This window comes from Mesorhizobium sp. M1399, assembly GCF_040317735.1.
Classification (GTDB): domain Bacteria; phylum Pseudomonadota; class Alphaproteobacteria; order Rhizobiales; family Rhizobiaceae; genus Mesorhizobium.
Map to the genome: position 1 here is coordinate 420,849 of NZ_JAMYKZ010000001.1, position 17,100 is coordinate 437,948.

Sequence of the window (17,100 nt, forward strand, 5' to 3'; positions counted from 1 at the left end):
TCAGTCCGGCGCGAGATTTCGGCGCAGCAATTTGCCGTTGGCGCTGCGCGGCAGGCTCGGCACGAAGAACACCTGTTTCGGCCGTTTGTAGGCGGCGAGCCTTTGCCCCGCCAGGGCGACGATATCTTCGGCGCTGACGCTGACGCCTGCCTTGCGCACGACATAGGCCGCGATGACCGAGACATCGTCGCGCACCCGGTGTTCGGCAACGGCGATCTCGGCGACGCCGGGGCAGGGCGCAAGCGCTGCCTCGACTTCCAGCGGCGAGACGCGGAAGTCGCCAGCATTCATCATGTCGCGTTCGATTTTCAGTTTCGCGACATGGAAAACCCGGATTCTGGCGGCGACAATACGCGACGTGGCGCGCGTTTCCGGCGTGTCCGTCGGAACCGTTTCGCGGAGCTTGAACGCGCCTGAGACTGTCAGGCCGGAGACGTTGGGGAAGGTACGCGCGGCAATCCAGTCGCTCGGCTTCCAGCCCGATTCGCGCGCCCAGAACATGCGCCGTCGAAACACCATGACGGTTGGTTTCGTCATCGACGACATTGCCAATCCCTGGCATGCCAGTTGCTTCAAGGCGGTGGACGCGGAAATGCGCCAGCGCGGCTATTCGCTTTACCTGATGAGCACCAACGGCCGCGCCACCGAGGAGGCGGCGGCGATCGACATGCTGCAGCATGGGCGGGCCGACGGCATGATCATGACCATCAACAACGAACAGGATGCGCGCACCATCAAGCGCTTGAAGGAGTTGCGGATTCCATCAGTACTGCTCGATCGCGACATTCCGCTCGAGATCGACGCGGTGCTGACCGAGCACGCCGCCGGGTTACGGCAGGCGACAAGCTATCTGATCGAACTCGGGCACCGTCGCATTGCCATCATCACGGCCGGCAGCGACATCAGGCCGGGCCGTGAACGGGGTGCGCGGCTTCGTCGAGGCGTTCCAGCGCAGCGGCCTGCCGGTGCCGCAGGACCTGATCCGCTCGCAAAGCCTCTCGGTGGACTTCGGTTTCCGCGAGGCCACCGCCCTGTTCCAGATGAAGGAGCGTCCAACCGCCATCATCGCCGCCGGCAACCGCATTCTGGTCGGCGTGCTGCGCGCCATCCAGCAGCAAGGCGTTTCGGTCCCGGGCGATATCTCGCTGATCGGCTGCGACAGGTCGGACGTCGCGCTGCTTTATCCCGGCCCGATCACGCTCATCGACCGGGCCGTCGAGGAGATCGGCCGCACCGCAGCACAGCTTCTGCTGGAGCGGCTCGGCCGCCAGAGCGAGCGGCCGGCGCAACGCATCGCCTTTCCGACCCATCTGATCCTCGGCGGCTCCTGCTTGCCCGTCCCGAAATAGAGGCGGTTCACGGCCTGGTTACTGCCGAATTGGATCGTTCTCTATTCAGATCAGGTCGGCTCTGGCGAGGTCGCGCATCAGATGGCTGGCGCCATAGGTCCAGTGCGGGCAGTCGGGTGACAGCCGCACGCGGTTGACCAAGGCGCCGAACTTCTCCGACGAGATGGTGACGATGTCGCCGACCTTGTGGGTAAAACCCTTGCCTTTTTCGCCGCGATCCTTCGACGGCACGAACATCGTGCCGAGATAGAGCGCGAGCCCGTCCGGGTACTGGTGGTGCGGCCCCATCGCGGCGGCGACCAACTCTTCCGGCGAACGGCTGATCTCGGCCATCGAACTGGCGCCCTCCAGCGAGAACCCGTCCTCGCCCTCGACCTTCAGCCGTACGACCGCCTTCTTCACGTCGCCGATGGAAAATGTCTCGTCGAACAGCCGGATAAAGGGGCCAAGTGCTGCCGAAGCGTTGTTGTCCTTGGCTTTGCCGAGCAGGAGCGCCGAGCGTCCCTCGACGTCGCGCAGATTGACGTCGTTGCCGATCGTCGCCCCGACAATCCTGCCGCTGCTGGCGGCAATCATGGCGATCTCCGGCTCCGGATTGTTCCATGTCGAAACCGGATGCAGGCCAACATCGGCGCCGAAGCCGACCGAGGCCATCGGCTGGCATTTGGTGAAGATCTCGGCATCGGGCCCGATGCCGACTTCCAGATATTGCGACCAGGCGCCGCGCGCGATCAGCTTGGCCTTGATCTCCATCGCTTCCGGCGAGCCGGGTTTGAGCTTCGACAGATCGTGGCCGATCAGCCCGGCGATGTCGGCTCGAATGGCGTCGGCCTTCTCCGCCGAGCCGCGCGCCTGTTCCTCGATGACGCGCTCGAGCAGGCTGACGACAAAGGTAACGCCAGACGCCTTGATCGCCTGCAGGTCGACGGGGGACAGCAGGTACGGCGTTCCCGGATCGCGCGCTGTCTCGAAACTGTTGGCGGCAATGGCTTCGAGCGGGCCGATCGGCCGCCCCTTGGCCGAGCGGACGTGTCCTGCCGGATCCGGCAATTCGCAAATGTCGCGTACGGTCGGTGCCACATTTGACGTGATGTCGAAGACCGTGCCGTCGCGCACCGTGACCACCAGCGGATGGGAAGCATCGCTCGTCCGGGCGCGGCCTACGAAGAGGCCCTCGGCGGGCAAATGTGTGGCGTTCGTCATGACTTGCGTTTCCTGTTGTCTTGTCCTTTGGCCGCGGCACTTTCAACAAATTCCCGCCAAACGTCTATCCCGCTTCCAGGATGAGCTTTGTCAATTCTTTCCAGCGGTCTTCGCATCGCTGGACCTTGATCGAGCCTGACGTGCGCCAATGGCCATGGAAAACGCTCTTTCAAAATAATGAAATCGTCGCTAGGGTTTTCACTTACTGAAATCTCCAGGTGACGCTTGCGCTTACGGTTTTCCGATCCAATCTGGCAAAAGCCGCGGACAGCAACCGCGTTCCAGTCGCTTTTTCCAGCCGGCCGACGCGTCGATGTCGTCATCGTCGGCGGCGGCATCATGGGGCTGTCGACGGCCTTGCACGCCGCCCGGCTCGGTCTTGCCGTCCAGGTGCTGGACGCCGGCGAAATCGGTAATGGCGCATCCGGCCTGAACGGCGGTCAGGTCATTCCCGGCCTGAAATACGATCCGGACTGGCTGCTGGAGCATTTTGGTCTGGAGCGCGGCGAAGCGCTCGTCAACTTTGCCGCCTCGACCGCTGACACCGTCTTCGAATTGATCCGCGACGAAGGACTGGCGGTGCCGTTCGTCCGTAATGGCTGGATCCAGGCGGCGCATACCGGGACCGCGCTAAAAGCGGCGGCAAACCGGGATCGGCAGTGGCGCGCCCGCGGCGCCGATGTCCGGCTGCTGAGCGCGACGGAGATTGCGACGATGACCGGCGCGCAAGGCTATCTCGGCGGCTGGCTCGATCGCCGCGCCGGTGTCATCGATCCGCTCGCCTACACGTCGGAACTGGCGCGCGTCGCTGCCGCGGCGGGCGTGAAGATCGCCGAACGCCAGAACGTGATGCAGATCAGCAAGGGTGCTGGCATTTGGCACGTTTCGGCGGAAAGCGGCGCCGGACTGAAGGCCAAGGCGGTCGTTCTGGCGACCAACGCCTATACCGGCGGCCTGCTTCCCGGCCTCGCCGAGACGATCGTTCCGCTGCATTCCTTCCAGATCGCGACAGCGCCGCTATCGTCCAATCTCGCTGCGGCGATCCTGCCGGAAGGGCAGGCGGTTTCGGATTCGCGCCGCATCCTCGTCTATTACCGCAAGAGTGCCGACGGCCGGCTGGTGCTCGGCGGGCGCGGCCGCATGGCTTTGCCGAACGGCCCGGCCGACTGGGCGCATCTTGAACGCGCGCTGCTGCGGCTTTATCCGGCGCTGTCAGACATTGCCATTGAAAAGCGGTGGTTCGGCCGGGCGGCAATGACGCCGGACCATCTCCCGCATATCCACGAGCCAGAGAAGGGTCTGCTGGCGGTCGTCGGCTGCCAGGGCCGCGGCATCGGCCTGATGACCGCGCTTGGCGAGCGCATCGCCTCCTATCTGTCGAGCGGCGACACCAGGCAATTGCCGTTCCCGATATCGCCGATCCGGCCGATCCCTTTTCACGCGTTTCGGCAGGTCGGCGTTGCCGCGACCATCGCCTGGTACCGGATGCTGGACGCGTTCGAACGCTGACTTTCATTCCCAAGCGTGAAACAGCTTGACAGTTTCACCAATATGAAAAAAGCTTAGTCGATTTCAAATTTCGACGGACAGTCAATGTCGACCATTGCCGCAACGCAGCCGCTGCCGGAAACCCGGTCTTCGCCAGGCTTCCGTTTCGCTATGCTGCTGCCCGGCGGGCTGGTCACCTTTCTGCTGATCCTTTTCGCCCTTGGCTTGGTGTTGTTCCTTGCCTTCCGCGGCAATGACGGCTCGCTGCTGGGGGCTGGTTTTACCCTTGCGAATTTCGTCACTGTGGCCACCGATCCGCTGTACTGGACGGTGACGCTGCGCTCGCTGGGCATCGCCGGCCTGGTCACGCTCGCAACCGTCGTCACCGCCTATCCCGTCGCCTATTATCTGGCTTTCCATGCCGGGCGGCGGCGTGGGCTGCTGCTGTTCCTGCTGACCCTGCCGTTCTGGACCAGCTATCTTCTGCGCGTCTTCGCCTGGAAGATCGTGCTTGCCTATAATGGCGTGCTGAACTCGGCGCTGATTGAAAGCGGCATCTGGTCGGAGCCGACATTGACCTTCCTCAATACGCCGACAGCAGTCGTTGTCACGCTCGCCCACGCTTATGCGCCGTTCGCTATCCTGCCCATCTATGTGGCGCTGGACACCATCCCGAAATCGCTGCTCGAAGCCGCTTCCGATCTCGGCGCAAAACCGTTCACCAGCTTCCGCCGCATCGTGCTGCCAAATTCGATGCCTGGCGTGCTGGCCGCGGCCCTCGTCGTTTTTGTGCCGACGGTCGGCGACTACGTCACGCCGGCGCTGGTCGGCGGCCCGGCCAGCACCATGATCGGCACGCTTATCCAGGCCGAGTTCGGCAAGGCCAATGACTGGCCGTTCGGCGCCGCACTCGCCGTCGCCGTCATGCTGGTCATTCTCGCCGTGGTGCTGGTGGTGCGCTTCGCCGACCGCCGATACGGCAGCCGCACATGAACGGGACGCGTATCGATGCAAGGCAGGGCGGCGGCTGGCTGGGAGCCTACGTCCTTGCCTATCTGGTGTTCCTGTATCTGCCGATATTGCTGATCCCGCTGTTTTCCTTCAACAATTCCGTCCAGGCGGCATTTCCCCTGCAAGGCTTTACGCTTGAATGGTACGGCACGCTGTTAGGCAATTCGGCGCTGTCCGGTGCGCTCGCCAACAGCCTCGTCATCGGCGCCATTGCCGCCACCGGCGCCACGCTCTGTGGCATCACGGTGTCCTATATGGACCTCTACGGACGCTCGCCGCTGGCCGCCACCATCAGTGCCATAGCGCGGCTGCCGATCCTGATCCCAGGCGTCATCGTCGGCATATCGCTGCTCATCCTGGTCAACCTCGCCGGCTTTGGGCCGTCGCGCATTGCCATTGTGCTCGGCCACATATTGGTGGCGCTGCCGGCGACGGTGGTGGTCATGCGCAGCCGCTTCGCCGCCATCCCGAAGACCATCCGTGAGGCAGCGCTCGACCTCGGCGCCTCCGACTGGACGACCTTCAGGCGGGTGATGCTGCCACTCAGCCTGCCCGCCATTATCTCGGCGTTCATGCTGGCCTTCCTGACCTCGTTCGACGAGTTCATCGTCGCCTTCTTCCTTGCCGGTACCGAGCCGACGCTGCCGCTTTATATCTGGAGCCAGCTGCGCTTCCCGAAATCGCTGCCGACCGTCATGGCGCTGGGCACGGCGATCTTGGCCGTGTCCTTCGTCACCGCCGCACTCGCCGAAATCCTGCGCCATCGCGGGCTTGCCGCCGCTCAGCGGCCAGCGACCGCCAGGCTGTCAAAACCAGAAGAAACCGAAAGAGGAGAACTGCAATGGCATTCGACCTGAAATCGATAACGACAAAGACAGCGAAAACCGGACTGGCCGCCTTCGCGCTGGCGCTTGCGTCGACTGTCGCTTTTGCCGGCGACAAGCTGCAATATTTCACCTGGTCGGGCTATGAGCTGCCCGACTTCAACAAGAGCTTCCTCGCCGCGCACCCGGATGGTGTCGAAGCCTCGATGTTCGGCGACGACGATGACGCTTTCACCAAGGTCAAGGCCGGCTTCCGCCCCGATGTCGCGCACCCATGCTATGACAAGGTGGCGCGCTGGAACAAGGAAGGCCTGCTGCAGCCGATCGACACCAAGCGCATCATGAACTGGGATTCGATCTTCCCGGTCTTCAAGAACCTGCCCGACCTGCAGGCCGGCGACGGCAAGGTCTGGATGGTGCCGTGGGACTGGGGCAACACCTCGATTCTCTACCGCACCGATCTGGTGAAGAACCCGGAAGCGAGCTGGAACCTGCTCTGGGACAAGCAATATGCCGGGCGCATGGCGACCATCGATGCCGTCCACGACACTCCGGTGGTGGCGGCCCTTCTTGCCGGCGTCAATCCATTCGACATGACGGCGGAACAGATGGACAAGGTTGCGGAGAAACTGCGCGAGCAGCGCCCGCTGCTCTCAAACTACACCACAGACATGACATCGGTCGAACAGGCGCTGGCCAGCGGCCAGCTGGTCGCCGCCATGACCTGGAATGCCTCGGCCACGTCGCTGAAGAAGCAAGGCGTGCCTGTCGAGTTCATGAAGCCGAAGGAAGGCATGCTTACCTGGGCTTGCGGTTTCGTCATGCTCAAGGACGCCAAGAACGTCGACCTCGCCTATGACTTCATCAACAGCCGGCTGGAAACGGACTCGGGCAAATACCTGATCCAGGCCTATGGCTATGGCAGCTCGACCAGCTCGGCTTTCGCTGCCGTGCCGAAGGAGGAGCTGGAGAAATTGCAGCTGCCGTCCGATCCGGAAGTGATGTTGAAGACCACCATCTTCACCGGGCCGATGAAACAGAATGATGAACTCGCCAAGATGTTCGAGAAGGTCAAGGCGGGCGGCTGAGCCTGCTTCTTCCTTCTCCCGCAAGGGGAAGGGAAAGCGTTGGCAAAAAGGACGAATGGATGGACATGCTGGACGAAGCGGCTGAGAAGCCGAAGGACGACGCCGACGTCAGGGTCGGCCGGCGCGTGCGGGCGCTCAGGCTGGAGCGTAATCTCTCGCTGGCCGAACTTGCAGCCAAAGCCGGCGTCTCGATCGGAGCGCTGAGCCAGATCGAGCGCGGCATGTCGTCATTGCGGGTCCGAGTGATCTGGCCGCTCGCCGCCGCCCTCGACATCGAGCCGTCCGCGCTGATCGCCGACGGCAACGACGCCGGCAACGATCTTTATTGTGTGCGCGCCAACAGCCGGCGTCAGATCCCGGTCAAGTCGGAAGGCATCGCCAAGTCGCTGCTGTCGCCGCCGGCTGCTGCGCTGACCGGCATGCTGGTGACGGTGGAGGCCGGTGGCGGCACCGCCGAAGCCTACGCCCATGCCGGCCATGAATTCGGGTTCGTCCTTTCGGGCGAGGTCGAGCTGGTGGTCGATTCGACCAGATACGGCCTGAAGGCCGGCGACAGCTTCGCCTTCAAGAGCACCTTGCTGCATGCTTTCCGCAATCCGGGCAGCGAGCGCTGCCAGATCCTGTGGGTCAACACGACCAAGCCGTCCGAGGTTCGCGATGGCACCTGATCCACTCGTCCGGCTGGACAAGGTCTCCAAGATATTCCCCGGCAGCATCGTCGGGCTCGATGCCGTCGATCTCGATATTTCGCGCGGCGAGTTCCTGACCCTGCTCGGACCATCCGGCTGCGGCAAGACCACCAGCCTGCGGGTCATCGCCGGCTTCGAAAGCCCGTCGAGCGGCAAGGTTCTGCTCGAAGGCCGCGACATCAGTGCGCTCAGGCCCTTCGACCGTCCGGTCAATACCGTATTCCAGGACTACGCGCTGTTCCCGCACATGAACGTCGCCGAAAATGTCGGCTTCGGCTTGTCGCTGCGCAAGCTCTCCGGTGCCGAACAGGCAAAGCGCGTCGGCGCAGCGCTCGACATGGTCGGCCTTGCTGAAAAGCTCGGCGCCCGCGTGTCCGAATTGTCGGGTGGCCAGCGCCAGCGCGTCGCGCTTGCCCGCGCCATCGTCTGCGAACCGCGCGTGCTGCTGCTCGACGAGCCGTTGTCGGCGCTCGATGCGCATCTGCGCGAACAGATGCAGGTCGAATTGAAGCGACTGCAGTCGCGCCTCGGCACCACTTTCGTCATGGTCACGCACGACCAGACCGAGGCGCTGTCGATCTCTGATCGCATCGTCGTCATGAACAAAGGCCGCATCGAGCAGATTGCGCCGCCGGCGACCCTCTACGACCGGCCCGCCACCAAATTCGTTGCCAGCTTCATCGGCACGATGAACCTTCTGCAGTCGCGCTTCGTCGGCCGTGACGGCGAGCGCTTGCGGTTCGCCGCCGGCGCCCTGCCGCTGGAAGCGGTTTCGGAGACGGGCGAACTGCCTGGCGAGGGCACGGTGCGCACCATCGGCGTGCGTCCAGAGGATTTTTTGGCGACGACCGAAGCGGCGGCCGGCACTGTACCGGTGCGGGTGAACAGCATCGTCTTCCACGGCCGCACCTTGCGCCTTCATGCGGAGCTGGGGCAGGGGACACAGGTGGTGATCGACGCGCCGCGCCGGGCGGAGGGTTTTCAATTCAGCGTCGGCGACGTGGCGCATATCAGCCTGCGCCGTGGCGCCAACTGCCCTATGCTGTCCAGCTAGGCAACGGCCGCGAATACGCCGACCGGGCGATCCACGATTTCCTCGAGATCAAGGGCATCATCGGCGACGGCGCCTGAGCCATCAACATACGGCCGACCGAAATGTGGTTGCGAGCGTTGGTGCTGCCAGTACCGGCGCTCGTATCATTTTCGTTTGATTTGTTCCCTTTTTGTTCTATTCTGCTTGGCAGGAGCTGGATCGGCGCTGGAATGACCGGCTGTTCTTCGCCATTCTTCTTGAAAGTACGATCGCCGTGCCGCTTGCACGCCGGGCCGCCGTCTGGCGGCGAGAATCGGGATTGCGAGGGCAAGTGTTTCCGGCGGAACGCCTGCACATCTCGCTTATTGGGCTCGGCGACTATGATGGACTGCCGGAGGAATTGGTCAAAATCGCCCGCCACGTCGCCTCGATGGTCCAGGCGAAACCGTTTGAGGTGTCGTTCGATCGGTTGTCGGCTTTCGGCGGCGGTGCGTTGGTGCTGCGTGGCAGCGACGGCGTCCCGCCGCTGCAAGCGTTCTGGCGCAATCTTACCGCCCTGATCGCCGACAGCCCGCTGAAGCCCTTTGTGGGGAGCTCCTTTGAACCTCATGTTACATTGCTTCGTGACAAATTGCGGGTTCAAAGGGTTCGAGAACGGGCGATCGAACCCATCAGCTGGACCGTACGTGACTTTGTGCTCATCCGCAGTCTGATCCGGCAAGGCCGGTACGAAGAGCTCGGGCGCTGGCGGTTGAACGGCCACGACGATTCCGTGGCCGCAATGTGAGCCAAGCCAGGGTCCCCTCAGATCGTCTTGACGTAGCCCGCCAACTGATCCGCCACCGTGCCCCAGCCGTCGTAAAAGCCCATCTCCTCGTGGCTGTTGCGCGTGGCTTCGTCGCGGTGGATAGCGGTCGCGGTGTAGCGCGTCGCCTCGCCCTGCGATTGCAGCGATATGACGGCTGTGATGAATGGGTCGCCTGACGGCCGGTAGCCGGGCAGCAGCGCATCGGTCCACACCAGCCGCTCGTTCTGGACGATCTCGAGGTAGCAGCAACGCCTGTCGTTGACCTCCTTGCCGTCGGGCGACTGCATGCGGGTGCGGAACAGACCGCCGGGCCGCAGGTCGATCTCGCAATCGGTGATGATCCACGGCTTCGGCGTGAACCATTGGCGGACATGCTCGGGCTTCGTCAAGGCCGTCCACAGCAGTTCTCGTGGCGCCTCGATCGTCCGTTCGAGCACGAGGTCGAGCTTCGGATCGGGTTGAAAAAACGCGACCATATTCATCTGTCTGTCTCCTTGAGTTTCAGCACGTAGTCGTCGAACTGGTCGAGACGGCGCTCCCACAGCTCACGCTGCTCGGCCAGCCAGCTTTCCGCGAGCTTCAGCGGCTCCGGCGCAAGCCGGTAGGTCCTGACGCGGCCGGCCTTCTCCGAACGCACCAGCCCGCAGCCTTCCAAAACCCTGAGATGCTCGATGAAGGATGGCAGGGCCATCTCGTACGGCTGGGCAAGCTCGCTGACCGAGGCGGGGCTTCGGTTCAGCCGCTCGACCACGCGCCGCCGGGTCGGATCGGCGAGCGCACGGAAAATGCCGTCGATCGGTGGGGGGCTTTCGGTCTGCAGGCTCGTCATGGTCATTTCCTTGCCTCGGCCATTCCGCGTGACCAAAATTAGCTCGGGAAAATAGTTAGGAAAATTCCTTACTATTGGCAAGCGCAAAAATCACGGATGCCTGGCAAGGCAGCTGGAAAAGTGAGAGGCACGGTTTTAGGGTGCCATCAGATTCGACCGATCCGAGGAAGCGTTTTGACGATCACCATGTACGGCATCACCAATTGCGATACGGTCAAGAAGGCGCGTTCCTGGCTGGCGAGCCATGATGTTGCCTATCGCTTTCACGATTACAGGGCAGACGGGCTTGACGCGGATCGGCTGAACGGCTGGTCAGGCAAGGTCGGCTGGGAAATCCTGCTCAACAAGGCGAGCACGACGTTTCGCGAACTGTCGGAGGAGGACAGACTGGGTCTGGACGAGAACAAGGCCAAGGCGCTGATGCTGGCCAAACCGACGATGATAAAGCGACCGGTGCTGGAACTTGGCGACAGGGTTCTCGTTGGCTTCAAGCCTGATGTTTATCAGCAGGCGGTGAGTGGGAAATAGGACCGACCCGCCGCGATCCGTCGCGCCCCCTCTGTCCTGCCGGACATCTCCCACTCTAGTGGGGTGATTGGATGTCACTTCGGCGTTCGCTAGTCTCCAAAGAAGGGCGCTTTCGGCGAAGCTGCCAATCTCCCCCCTTGGGGGCCCACGAGGGGGAGATGTCCGGCAGGACAGAGAGGGGTGCTGTCCCGCCGGCGTGACTAATTGTTCTCACGCAAATAGCTAGCCAGTGCCACCGCATTGTTGTGCGCCTCGTCATGGGCGCCGTAGAGCAGCGTCACCTTGCCTTCACGGAGCAAGGCGCGCAGTTCCGCCACCGCCTCGCCGTTCCGTTCAAGCTCATCGCGGTATCGCCGCTGGAACTCCGCCCAGCGCGCCGGCTCATGGCCGAACCATTTGCGCAACGCGTCGCTTGGCGCGATGTCCTTTAGCCAGGCCGTCAGCGCCGCGTCCTGGTTGGCGATGCCGCGCGGCCATATGCGATCGACGAGCACCCGCTGCCCGTCATCGGGCGCCGGCGGCTCATAGATGCGCTTGACCGCGAGCTCCATTGCCAACTCCGCATGGGCCAGCAGGCGCCGATGCTTGCTGGCCTTCGCTTAGCGATCCCGGGCCTAAACCCACTCGCCCTTGCGCATCACCGGCACGCGGCTGCCGTCCTTGTGGATGCCGTCTATGTCGATCTTGTCGGAGCCGATCATCCAGTCGATGTGGATGAAACTCTTGTTGCCGCCGCGCGCCGCGATCTCGTCCTGGCTGAGCGAGGCGCCGTCGACGAAGCACTTCGAGTAGCACTGGCCGAGCGCAATGTGGCAGGCGGCGTTCTCGTCGAACAGCGTGTTGAAAAACAGCAGCCCGCTCTTGGCGATCGGCGAGGAATGCGGCACCAGCGCCACCTCGCCGAGACGGCGCGAGCCTTCGTCGGTGTCCAGCACCTTTTGCAGCACATCCTCGCCCTTCGTGGCCTTGGCCTCGACAATGCGCCCCGCCTCGAAACGCACCGCAATGCCGTCGATCAGCGTGCCCTGGTAGGACAGCGGCTTGGTGCTGGTGACATGACCCTCGACGCGCCTTGCATGCGGCGTGGTGAAAACCTCTTCGGTCGGGATGTTGGGGTTGCAGGTGATGCCGTTCTTGGCGGTCGAGGCACCACCCATCCACTCGTGGCCTTCGGCCAGTCCGACGGTCAGGTCGGTGCCGGGGCCGGTGAAATGCAGTGCGTGGAAATTGTGGCCGTTCAGCCATTCGGTGCGGCTCTTCAACGCCGCATTGTGCGCCGTCCAGTTGCCGATCGGGTCTTCGACGTCCACCCGCGAGGCCGCAAAGATGGCGTCGGCTAGCTTGGCCACGGCGACGTCTTCGGCGTCGTCCGGGAAAACCTGCTTGGCCCAGGCCTGATCGGGATAGGCGACGATGTTCCAGTTGATATCGAAGCCGGTGATCTTCTCCAGCGCCGGCTGGTAAGCCATCGAATTCGCCTTGTTGGCACGCGCCACCTTTGCCGGGTCCTGAGAAGAAAGCAGCGACGGATCCTCGCCGCGCACGGCAAGCCTCGCCGCATTATTGGCGAAGGCTTTTGCCATGCCTTCAAAGAGCCAGCCGGCGGCGCGGTCGAAGCCGGCGTCGGCGCCGTAGCGGAAGCGCGCCAGCGTGATCTCGTCATCGTTGAAGATCGGCGTCACCAGGCCCGCACCTGCCTTGTAGGCGTGCTCGACGATCCGCCGCGTCAGAGGCAGCGCGGCGATAGACGAGGTCAGCACCAGATCCTGCCCCGGCTGCAATTGCAGCCCGACCTTGACGGCGACCTCCGCCAGCCTGTCGAGCTTCACCGGGTCGATGCTTGCGGAAACGCCGCGCGAATGTGTGGTCATGATCCTGCCTGCCGTGATTGGGGACTGTGTCTTACATAGACCGGCGCTACCGACCTTTCCACTCTGATGACGCCGGCAGCCCTAGGCCGTGAACTCATAAATTGGGGAAGACTGGGATCGGTGGGAAACGGACGCTCCGGACTTCCTGTACTGGGCGGCTTGGATAGGTGCCATGGTCGTCGAGGTCTGACGACCCTTATTTCAACCGCACTCAGTCGCGGTAGCGCAGCGTTTCCAGCACGAGTGCGAAAGCCGGCGAGTGTTGGCGCCGGCTTGGATAATACAGGTGATATCCCGGCCGAAGGGGGCACCAGTCCTCAAGAACACGCACCAGGCGACCCTGTTCGAGTGGGTAGGTCACCAGATCCTCGGGCAGATAGGCGAGCCCGAATCCTTCAAGGCTGGCCTGACAGATCATCGCGAGGGTGTTGAACGCGGCGTGTCCTTGAACGCGCACCTTCAACTCCCGCCCCTCCTTGCGAAACTCCCACGGTGCACAGCCGCCTGTGGGCAGTCGCAGGGGTATGCACGCATGATCGGCAAGGTCTTCAGGCGTGACCGGACGGGAGCGGCTTGCGAAGTATGAAGGCGCTACCACAACCGCCATGCGGAAGTCTGGCCCAACGCGCGCCGAGATCATGTCCTTGTCCACCTGTTCGCCAAGCCGTACACCCGCATCGAAGCGATCGGCCGCAATGTCTGCCAAGCCGTAGTCGTGGATAATCTCGACCCTGATGTCGGGATAGTCGCGCATGAGCCCGACCATGGCGGGCCAGATGATGGTCTCGCCGGCATGCTCCACCGTGGTGATCCGGACTGTGCCGGCCGGCTTGTCGCGCAGGGCGCTGAGGGCGGCAATCTCGCTTGCGATCTCATCTAACTTGGGAGCGATGCTTCGAAACAGGCGATCCCCCGCTTCGGTTAGCGAGACGCTGCGGGTCGTGCGGGTCAGCAGCCTAACGCCGAGGCGCTCTTCCATCGTCCGGATCGAATAGCTCAGAGCCGACTGCGACACGCCGAGCATGGCGGCCGCCTTGGTGAAGCTGCGCTCGCGGGCGACGGCGATGAAGGTCAGGAAGTCATCCAGGCTGTCGCGACGCATTCATCAATCCCCCTTCTAAGCTCATGCAAATTATACCATCTAATTGCATGCCGCTAAAGGAGCTAACTTCCTGACATCAAGGCCAGACGGTCAACCGGAGCAACTCTCCGCGCAATGCCTACCGTCCAACTGGCCCACTGAAGGAGAACAAAATGAAGAAGGTAATCGTGGGCGCGCTCACCGCTCTCACCATGATCGTGAGCCCGGCCGCCTTTGCTCAGGAAGCGACGGGCGCCGTCCCCCGCGCCTACATGATCGGCAGCTATGACATCAAGGATCAGGCGGTGTTTCAGCAGTACATCGAAGCCGCCTCGCCGCTCGTCACCCAGTATGGCGGCCGCGTGATCGTCTACAATCCTAATGTCACTGCCATCGAAGGAAGCTCGAGATCGGTGATCGCCATCGCCGAGTTCCCGAGCCTTGCTGACGCCAAGCGCTACTACAACTCGCCGGGATACACGGCGGCCCGGCAGTTTTTTACCAAGTCGACCGAAGGATTTCGCATCATCACCGAAGGCGCCGGCCTTCCGCAGTGATGCAGTCCGCTAGCGGATGGGTACCAGCATGGGACGTCAGCCCATGCTGGCCATCCGTCCGAATTCGAGGCCGAGCTGCGGCCTAGACAACAGGAGCCCAATATGAGTGTTTGGTTCATCACCGGCGCAGGCCGGGGCCTCGGTCTGGATATCGCCAAGGCCGCGTTGGCGGCGGGCCACAAGGTGGTGGCAACCGGCCGCAACACGGAAAAGGTCGCAAGGGCCGTCGGAAAGTCCGAGAACCTCCTTATCGTCAAGCTGGACGTGACGAGCGCGGCCGACGCCGAAGCCGCTGCCCAGGCAACGCTTGACCGGTTTGGCCGCATCGACGTGCTGGTCAACAATGCGGCGAGTTTCTTTGCCGGGTACTTCGAAGAGTTGACCGCCGAACAGATGCAACTGCAGCTCAGCACCAGCCTCGTCGGTCCCATGAAGGTGACGCGGGCCTTTCTGCCAGCGATGCGCAACCAGCGGTCCGGCAGGGTCATTTCGATCTCCTCGACGGCCGGGCTGATGGGTTTCGAGTTCTGCTCGGCCTATTCAGCCTCGAAGTTCGGCCTCGACGGCTGGATGGAGGCGCTGCAGACCGAAGTCGTGCCGTTCGGCATCGAGACGATGATCGTGAACCCCGGCTTCTTCCGCACCGAGCTTCTCACGGAAGAGTCGACCAACTATGCCGCGCCTTCCGTCGAGGACTACCATGAGCGGCGGACGGCGCAGATCGCTTTCTGGCGTTCTCAAAACGGCAAGCAAGGAGGTGACCCCGCCAAGCTTGCGCGCGCCCTGATCACGCTCGCGGCTGGGGACGTGCTGCCCCACCGTTTCCTTGCCGGTGCCGATGCCATTGCCACGGCAGAGCAGAAGATTGCCATTCTGCAGCAGCAGATCGATACCTATCGCGAGCTGTCGAGTTCCCTCGCCATCGACGACAACGGCCGCAACTAACGACCCCTGCGGAACGTCCGGACTTGCCGTGCTGGTAACTGAACACCATTGGCACTGCAATTCCGAGGTCAAGACTTCGTGGCTGCGGCACTCCCAAGACCACCTGTGAATTGATCAAATACGTCCGCTAAGAGGTCGATTGTCGACTGGCGGCTTTCCTATTGCAGAGGAATCTGATTCCAGACTCTGCATGAGCCGATATGACCTGACCGACTTCGAATGGCACGTGATCAAGCCACTTTTGCCCAAAAGGCCACGAGGTGTGCCGCGTGTCGATGATCGGCGCGTGCTATCACCAAAGTCCATGACGGCAAGGTGCAGATGATCGACACCTCTATTGTTCGCGTCCATCAGCAGGGCGCGACGGCAAAAAAGGGGGATCGAGATCATTGTCTCGGTCGTTCCCGAGGCGGGCTGACAACCAAAATCCATGCTCTTGTCGACGCCAAAGGCATGCCGATCAAACTGATGCTCACGGCAGGTCAGATGAGTGACATTACCTCGGCCGCGGACCTGATCACGGATTTGCCGGAGGGTGCCATGCTACTCGCCGACAAGGGCTATGATGCCGACGCCTTGCGCAATGCGGTCAGCGAGCGAAAAGCATGGGCCAACATCCCGCCCAAGGCCAACCGCAAGGACCCGATCTGCTTCAGCCCCTTCTTGTATAAGGCCCGCAACTTAGTTGAGCGCTTCTTCAACAAAGCGAAGCAATTCCGCCGCATCGCAACCCGCTACGACAAGCTGGCTGAGAACTATCTTACCGCGCTCAAACTCGTCGCAATCCGCATCTGGCTACGCGGTAATGAGTCTACGTCCTAGCTGGCCCTCTCGAGCGATCTGAACTGCGCCATCGTCGCCTCGATCTCTTCGCGCACCCAGATCTTGAAATCCCTGACCTTACGGCTTTCGCTCTTGCTGGCCGAGGTCACCAGCCAATAGCCAAGCCCGCTCTGCGCCCTCGCGCCGAACGGCGCGACGAGCCGGCCATCGGCCAGCGCGTCGGCGGCCAGCAACTGCCAGCCGAGCATGACACCGTGACCGGCAATCGCCGATTCCAGGCACAGCATCGGATCGGTGAAGCGCGCGCCCTGCATGAAGGTGACCGGCTCCACGCCGGCCGCTTCGAACCAGCTCTCCCAGCTGATCATCGACCTTTCGTCGGTGATCGCACAGGTCAAAGCAAGGTCCTCGATCGATTTCAGCTTGCTGGCGATCGCCGGTGCACAGACCGGAAACACCTCCTGCGCCAGCAGCAATTCGGCCCGCCCGCCCGGCCATTTGCCGTCGCCGAGCCGGATGGCGACGTCGATGTCCGAACGATCGAGATCGGCAAGCCGCACCGAGGCATCGATCCGCAGGAGCACGTTCGGATGCCGGGCAAAATGCCGTGACAGCCGCGGCAGCAGCCATTTCGAGGCGAAGGCCGGCGCTACCGAAACCACCAGCGTGCACTCCGAGCTTTCATCGGCAAGCGCCATCGCCTGCGCAAGTTCGCGAAAGCCTGCGCTGAGCCGCGTTGTGAAGATGGCACCGAATTCGGTCGCCACGAGGCCAGCTGGCGTTCGTTCGAACAGCGTCCGGCCGAGCTGCTTTTCGGTCCGGTTGATCTGCTGGCTGACGGCGCTGACCGAGACGTTGAGCTCGCCGGCCGCCGCTGCAAGCGAGCCCAGGCGGGCGACGGCGTCGACGGCGCGCAGGCCGTTGAGATGGACACGGTTCAGCATAGCCATACAGTTTCTCTAAACTCGTACGGCTGAAATCTCAATTGCCAAGCGCTGCCGAATGCCGGATTC

The 17,100-nt window shown here is 62.8% G+C and carries 20 protein-coding genes and 2 pseudogenes; 13 read left to right on the forward strand and 9 right to left on the reverse strand.

Annotation, left to right across the window (positions count from 1 at the left end; all coding sequences use genetic code 11):
* Entirely contained in the window at nucleotides 1-294 is a 294-nt protein-coding gene (locus NKH05_RS02025; protein WP_352494032.1) for an AMP-binding enzyme, read from the reverse strand.
* Here NKH05_RS02025 and NKH05_RS02030 point away from each other — a divergent pair.
* A pseudogene (locus NKH05_RS02030) lies at nucleotides 293-829 on the forward strand (LacI family DNA-binding transcriptional regulator); the annotation flags it as partial. The gene NKH05_RS02025 and the pseudogene NKH05_RS02030 overlap by 2 nt on opposite strands.
* 85 nt (nucleotides 830-914) lie before the next feature.
* Nucleotides 915-1,349 (forward strand): substrate-binding domain-containing protein, encoded by a 435-nt coding sequence (locus NKH05_RS02035; RefSeq protein WP_352494013.1) that lies wholly within the window; start codon nucleotides 915-917, stop codon nucleotides 1,347-1,349.
* Between the two features lie 45 nt (nucleotides 1,350-1,394).
* Here NKH05_RS02035 and NKH05_RS02040 read toward each other — a convergent pair whose 3' ends face one another.
* Nucleotides 1,395-2,552, reverse strand: coding sequence for a fumarylacetoacetate hydrolase family protein (locus NKH05_RS02040; protein ID WP_023716830.1), 1,158 nt, complete (start codon nucleotides 2,550-2,552; stop codon nucleotides 1,395-1,397).
* Entirely contained in the window at nucleotides 2,549-2,893 is a 345-nt protein-coding gene (locus tag NKH05_RS02045; RefSeq protein WP_353024963.1) for a hypothetical protein, read from the reverse strand. The genes NKH05_RS02040 and NKH05_RS02045 overlap by 4 nt, the downstream gene beginning before the upstream one ends.
* Here NKH05_RS02045 and NKH05_RS02050 point away from each other — a divergent pair.
* The 7 genes from NKH05_RS02050 to NKH05_RS02080 all read left to right on the forward strand — a co-directional run bounded on the left by NKH05_RS02050 (nucleotide 2,778) and on the right by NKH05_RS02080 (nucleotide 9,472).
* Nucleotides 2,778-4,061 (forward strand): NAD(P)/FAD-dependent oxidoreductase, encoded by a 1,284-nt coding sequence (locus NKH05_RS02050; protein WP_502913232.1) that lies wholly within the window; start codon nucleotides 2,778-2,780, stop codon nucleotides 4,059-4,061. The two genes, NKH05_RS02045 and NKH05_RS02050, sit on opposite strands and share 116 nt — an antisense overlap.
* A gap of 84 nt (nucleotides 4,062-4,145) precedes the next feature.
* Complete coding sequence (locus NKH05_RS02055) at nucleotides 4,146-5,033, forward strand: ABC transporter permease (RefSeq protein WP_353024966.1); 888 nt, start codon at nucleotides 4,146-4,148, stop codon at nucleotides 5,031-5,033.
* Nucleotides 5,030-5,908, forward strand: a complete 879-nt coding sequence (locus tag NKH05_RS02060) for an ABC transporter permease (protein WP_353024967.1) — start codon at nucleotides 5,030-5,032, stop codon at nucleotides 5,906-5,908. The genes NKH05_RS02055 and NKH05_RS02060 overlap by 4 nt, the downstream gene beginning before the upstream one ends.
* Entirely contained in the window at nucleotides 5,893-6,963 is a 1,071-nt protein-coding gene (locus NKH05_RS02065; RefSeq protein WP_353024968.1) for an ABC transporter substrate-binding protein, read from the forward strand. Before NKH05_RS02060 ends, NKH05_RS02065 begins: the two co-directional genes overlap by 16 nt.
* A 59-nt stretch (nucleotides 6,964-7,022) precedes the next feature.
* Nucleotides 7,023-7,631, forward strand: coding sequence for a cupin domain-containing protein (locus tag NKH05_RS02070; protein WP_023716835.1), 609 nt, complete (start codon nucleotides 7,023-7,025; stop codon nucleotides 7,629-7,631).
* Nucleotides 7,621-8,706, forward strand: coding sequence for an ABC transporter ATP-binding protein (locus tag NKH05_RS02075; protein WP_023716836.1), 1,086 nt, complete (start codon nucleotides 7,621-7,623; stop codon nucleotides 8,704-8,706). Before NKH05_RS02070 ends, NKH05_RS02075 begins: the two co-directional genes overlap by 11 nt.
* A gap of 169 nt (nucleotides 8,707-8,875) precedes the next feature.
* Nucleotides 8,876-9,472, forward strand: a complete 597-nt coding sequence (locus tag NKH05_RS02080; RefSeq protein ID WP_353024969.1) for a 2'-5' RNA ligase family protein — start codon at nucleotides 8,876-8,878, stop codon at nucleotides 9,470-9,472.
* 17 nt (nucleotides 9,473-9,489) lie between these two features.
* Here the strand turns inward: NKH05_RS02080 and NKH05_RS02085 are convergent, their stop codons facing one another.
* Both NKH05_RS02085 and NKH05_RS02090 read right to left on the reverse strand, forming a co-directional pair.
* Nucleotides 9,490-9,969, reverse strand: a complete 480-nt coding sequence (locus NKH05_RS02085) for an SRPBCC family protein (protein WP_023716838.1) — start codon at nucleotides 9,967-9,969, stop codon at nucleotides 9,490-9,492.
* 2 nt (nucleotides 9,970-9,971) lie between these two features.
* Nucleotides 9,972-10,322: an ArsR/SmtB family transcription factor gene (locus NKH05_RS02090; RefSeq protein ID WP_353024970.1), complete on the reverse strand. Its 351-nt coding sequence runs from the start codon at nucleotides 10,320-10,322 to the stop codon at nucleotides 9,972-9,974.
* Between the two features lie 174 nt (nucleotides 10,323-10,496).
* On the opposite strand from NKH05_RS02090, the gene NKH05_RS02095 reads away from it, so the two are divergent.
* Entirely contained in the window at nucleotides 10,497-10,850 is a 354-nt protein-coding gene (locus tag NKH05_RS02095) for an ArsC family reductase (RefSeq protein WP_023716840.1), read from the forward strand.
* A gap of 200 nt (nucleotides 10,851-11,050) precedes the next feature.
* Here NKH05_RS02095 and NKH05_RS02100 read toward each other — a convergent pair whose 3' ends face one another.
* The 3 genes from NKH05_RS02100 to NKH05_RS02110 form a co-directional block, all read right to left on the reverse strand.
* Nucleotides 11,051-11,407 (reverse strand): DUF488 domain-containing protein, encoded by a 357-nt coding sequence (locus NKH05_RS02100; RefSeq protein ID WP_353024972.1) that lies wholly within the window; start codon nucleotides 11,405-11,407, stop codon nucleotides 11,051-11,053.
* A gap of 57 nt (nucleotides 11,408-11,464) precedes the next feature.
* Complete coding sequence (locus NKH05_RS02105; protein ID WP_352484077.1) at nucleotides 11,465-12,721, reverse strand: aminopeptidase; 1,257 nt, start codon at nucleotides 12,719-12,721, stop codon at nucleotides 11,465-11,467.
* A 211-nt stretch (nucleotides 12,722-12,932) separates the two neighbouring features.
* Nucleotides 12,933-13,823, reverse strand: a complete 891-nt coding sequence (locus NKH05_RS02110; protein WP_352484076.1) for a LysR family transcriptional regulator — start codon at nucleotides 13,821-13,823, stop codon at nucleotides 12,933-12,935.
* A gap of 152 nt (nucleotides 13,824-13,975) precedes the next feature.
* Between NKH05_RS02110 and NKH05_RS02115 the strand changes: the two genes are divergently transcribed.
* The 3 genes and pseudogenes from NKH05_RS02115 (at nucleotide 13,976) to NKH05_RS02125 (ending at nucleotide 16,126) form a co-directional block, all read left to right on the forward strand.
* Nucleotides 13,976-14,359 (forward strand): DUF1330 domain-containing protein, encoded by a 384-nt coding sequence (locus tag NKH05_RS02115; RefSeq protein WP_352484075.1) that lies wholly within the window; start codon nucleotides 13,976-13,978, stop codon nucleotides 14,357-14,359.
* Between the two features lie 102 nt (nucleotides 14,360-14,461).
* The gene (locus NKH05_RS02120; protein WP_352548684.1) at nucleotides 14,462-15,304 is read left to right on the forward strand and encodes an SDR family oxidoreductase; all 843 of its coding nucleotides are present in this window, start codon (nucleotides 14,462-14,464) and stop codon (nucleotides 15,302-15,304) included.
* A gap of 190 nt (nucleotides 15,305-15,494) precedes the next feature.
* Nucleotides 15,495-16,126, forward strand: a pseudogene (locus NKH05_RS02125) (IS5 family transposase).
* On the opposite strand, the gene NKH05_RS02130 reads toward NKH05_RS02125, so the two are convergent.
* Nucleotides 16,123-17,037, reverse strand: coding sequence for a LysR substrate-binding domain-containing protein (locus NKH05_RS02130; protein ID WP_353024975.1), 915 nt, complete (start codon nucleotides 17,035-17,037; stop codon nucleotides 16,123-16,125). The pseudogene NKH05_RS02125 and the gene NKH05_RS02130 sit on opposite strands and share 4 nt — an antisense overlap.
* Nucleotides 17,038-17,100 lie beyond the last annotated feature (63 nt).

Coding starts and splice junctions, on each gene's coding strand:
- NKH05_RS02085 (WP_023716838.1), bottom strand. CDS start 9,969: ATGGTCGCGTTTTTTCAACCCGATCCGAAGCTCGACCTCGTGCTCGAA.
- NKH05_RS02115 (WP_352484075.1), top strand. CDS start 13,976: ATGAAGAAGGTAATCGTGGGCGCGCTCACCGCTCTCACCATGATCGTG.
- NKH05_RS02040 (WP_023716830.1), bottom strand. CDS start 2,552: ATGACGAACGCCACACATTTGCCCGCCGAGGGCCTCTTCGTAGGCCGC.
- NKH05_RS02110 (WP_352484076.1), bottom strand. CDS start 13,823: ATGCGTCGCGACAGCCTGGATGACTTCCTGACCTTCATCGCCGTCGCC.
- NKH05_RS02075 (WP_023716836.1), top strand. CDS start 7,621: ATGGCACCTGATCCACTCGTCCGGCTGGACAAGGTCTCCAAGATATTC.
- NKH05_RS02045 (WP_353024963.1), bottom strand. CDS start 2,893: ATGATGCCGCCGCCGACGATGACGACATCGACGCGTCGGCCGGCTGGA.
- NKH05_RS02060 (WP_353024967.1), top strand. CDS start 5,030: ATGAACGGGACGCGTATCGATGCAAGGCAGGGCGGCGGCTGGCTGGGA.
- NKH05_RS02130 (WP_353024975.1), bottom strand. CDS start 17,037: ATGGCTATGCTGAACCGTGTCCATCTCAACGGCCTGCGCGCCGTCGAC.
- NKH05_RS02105 (WP_352484077.1), bottom strand. CDS start 12,721: ATGACCACACATTCGCGCGGCGTTTCCGCAAGCATCGACCCGGTGAAG.
- NKH05_RS02070 (WP_023716835.1), top strand. CDS start 7,023: ATGGACATGCTGGACGAAGCGGCTGAGAAGCCGAAGGACGACGCCGAC.
- NKH05_RS02120 (WP_352548684.1), top strand. CDS start 14,462: ATGAGTGTTTGGTTCATCACCGGCGCAGGCCGGGGCCTCGGTCTGGAT.
- NKH05_RS02090 (WP_353024970.1), bottom strand. CDS start 10,322: ATGACGAGCCTGCAGACCGAAAGCCCCCCACCGATCGACGGCATTTTC.
- NKH05_RS02055 (WP_353024966.1), top strand. CDS start 4,146: ATGTCGACCATTGCCGCAACGCAGCCGCTGCCGGAAACCCGGTCTTCG.
- NKH05_RS02065 (WP_353024968.1), top strand. CDS start 5,893: ATGGCATTCGACCTGAAATCGATAACGACAAAGACAGCGAAAACCGGA.
- NKH05_RS02025 (WP_352494032.1), bottom strand. CDS start 294: ATGATGAATGCTGGCGACTTCCGCGTCTCGCCGCTGGAAGTCGAGGCA.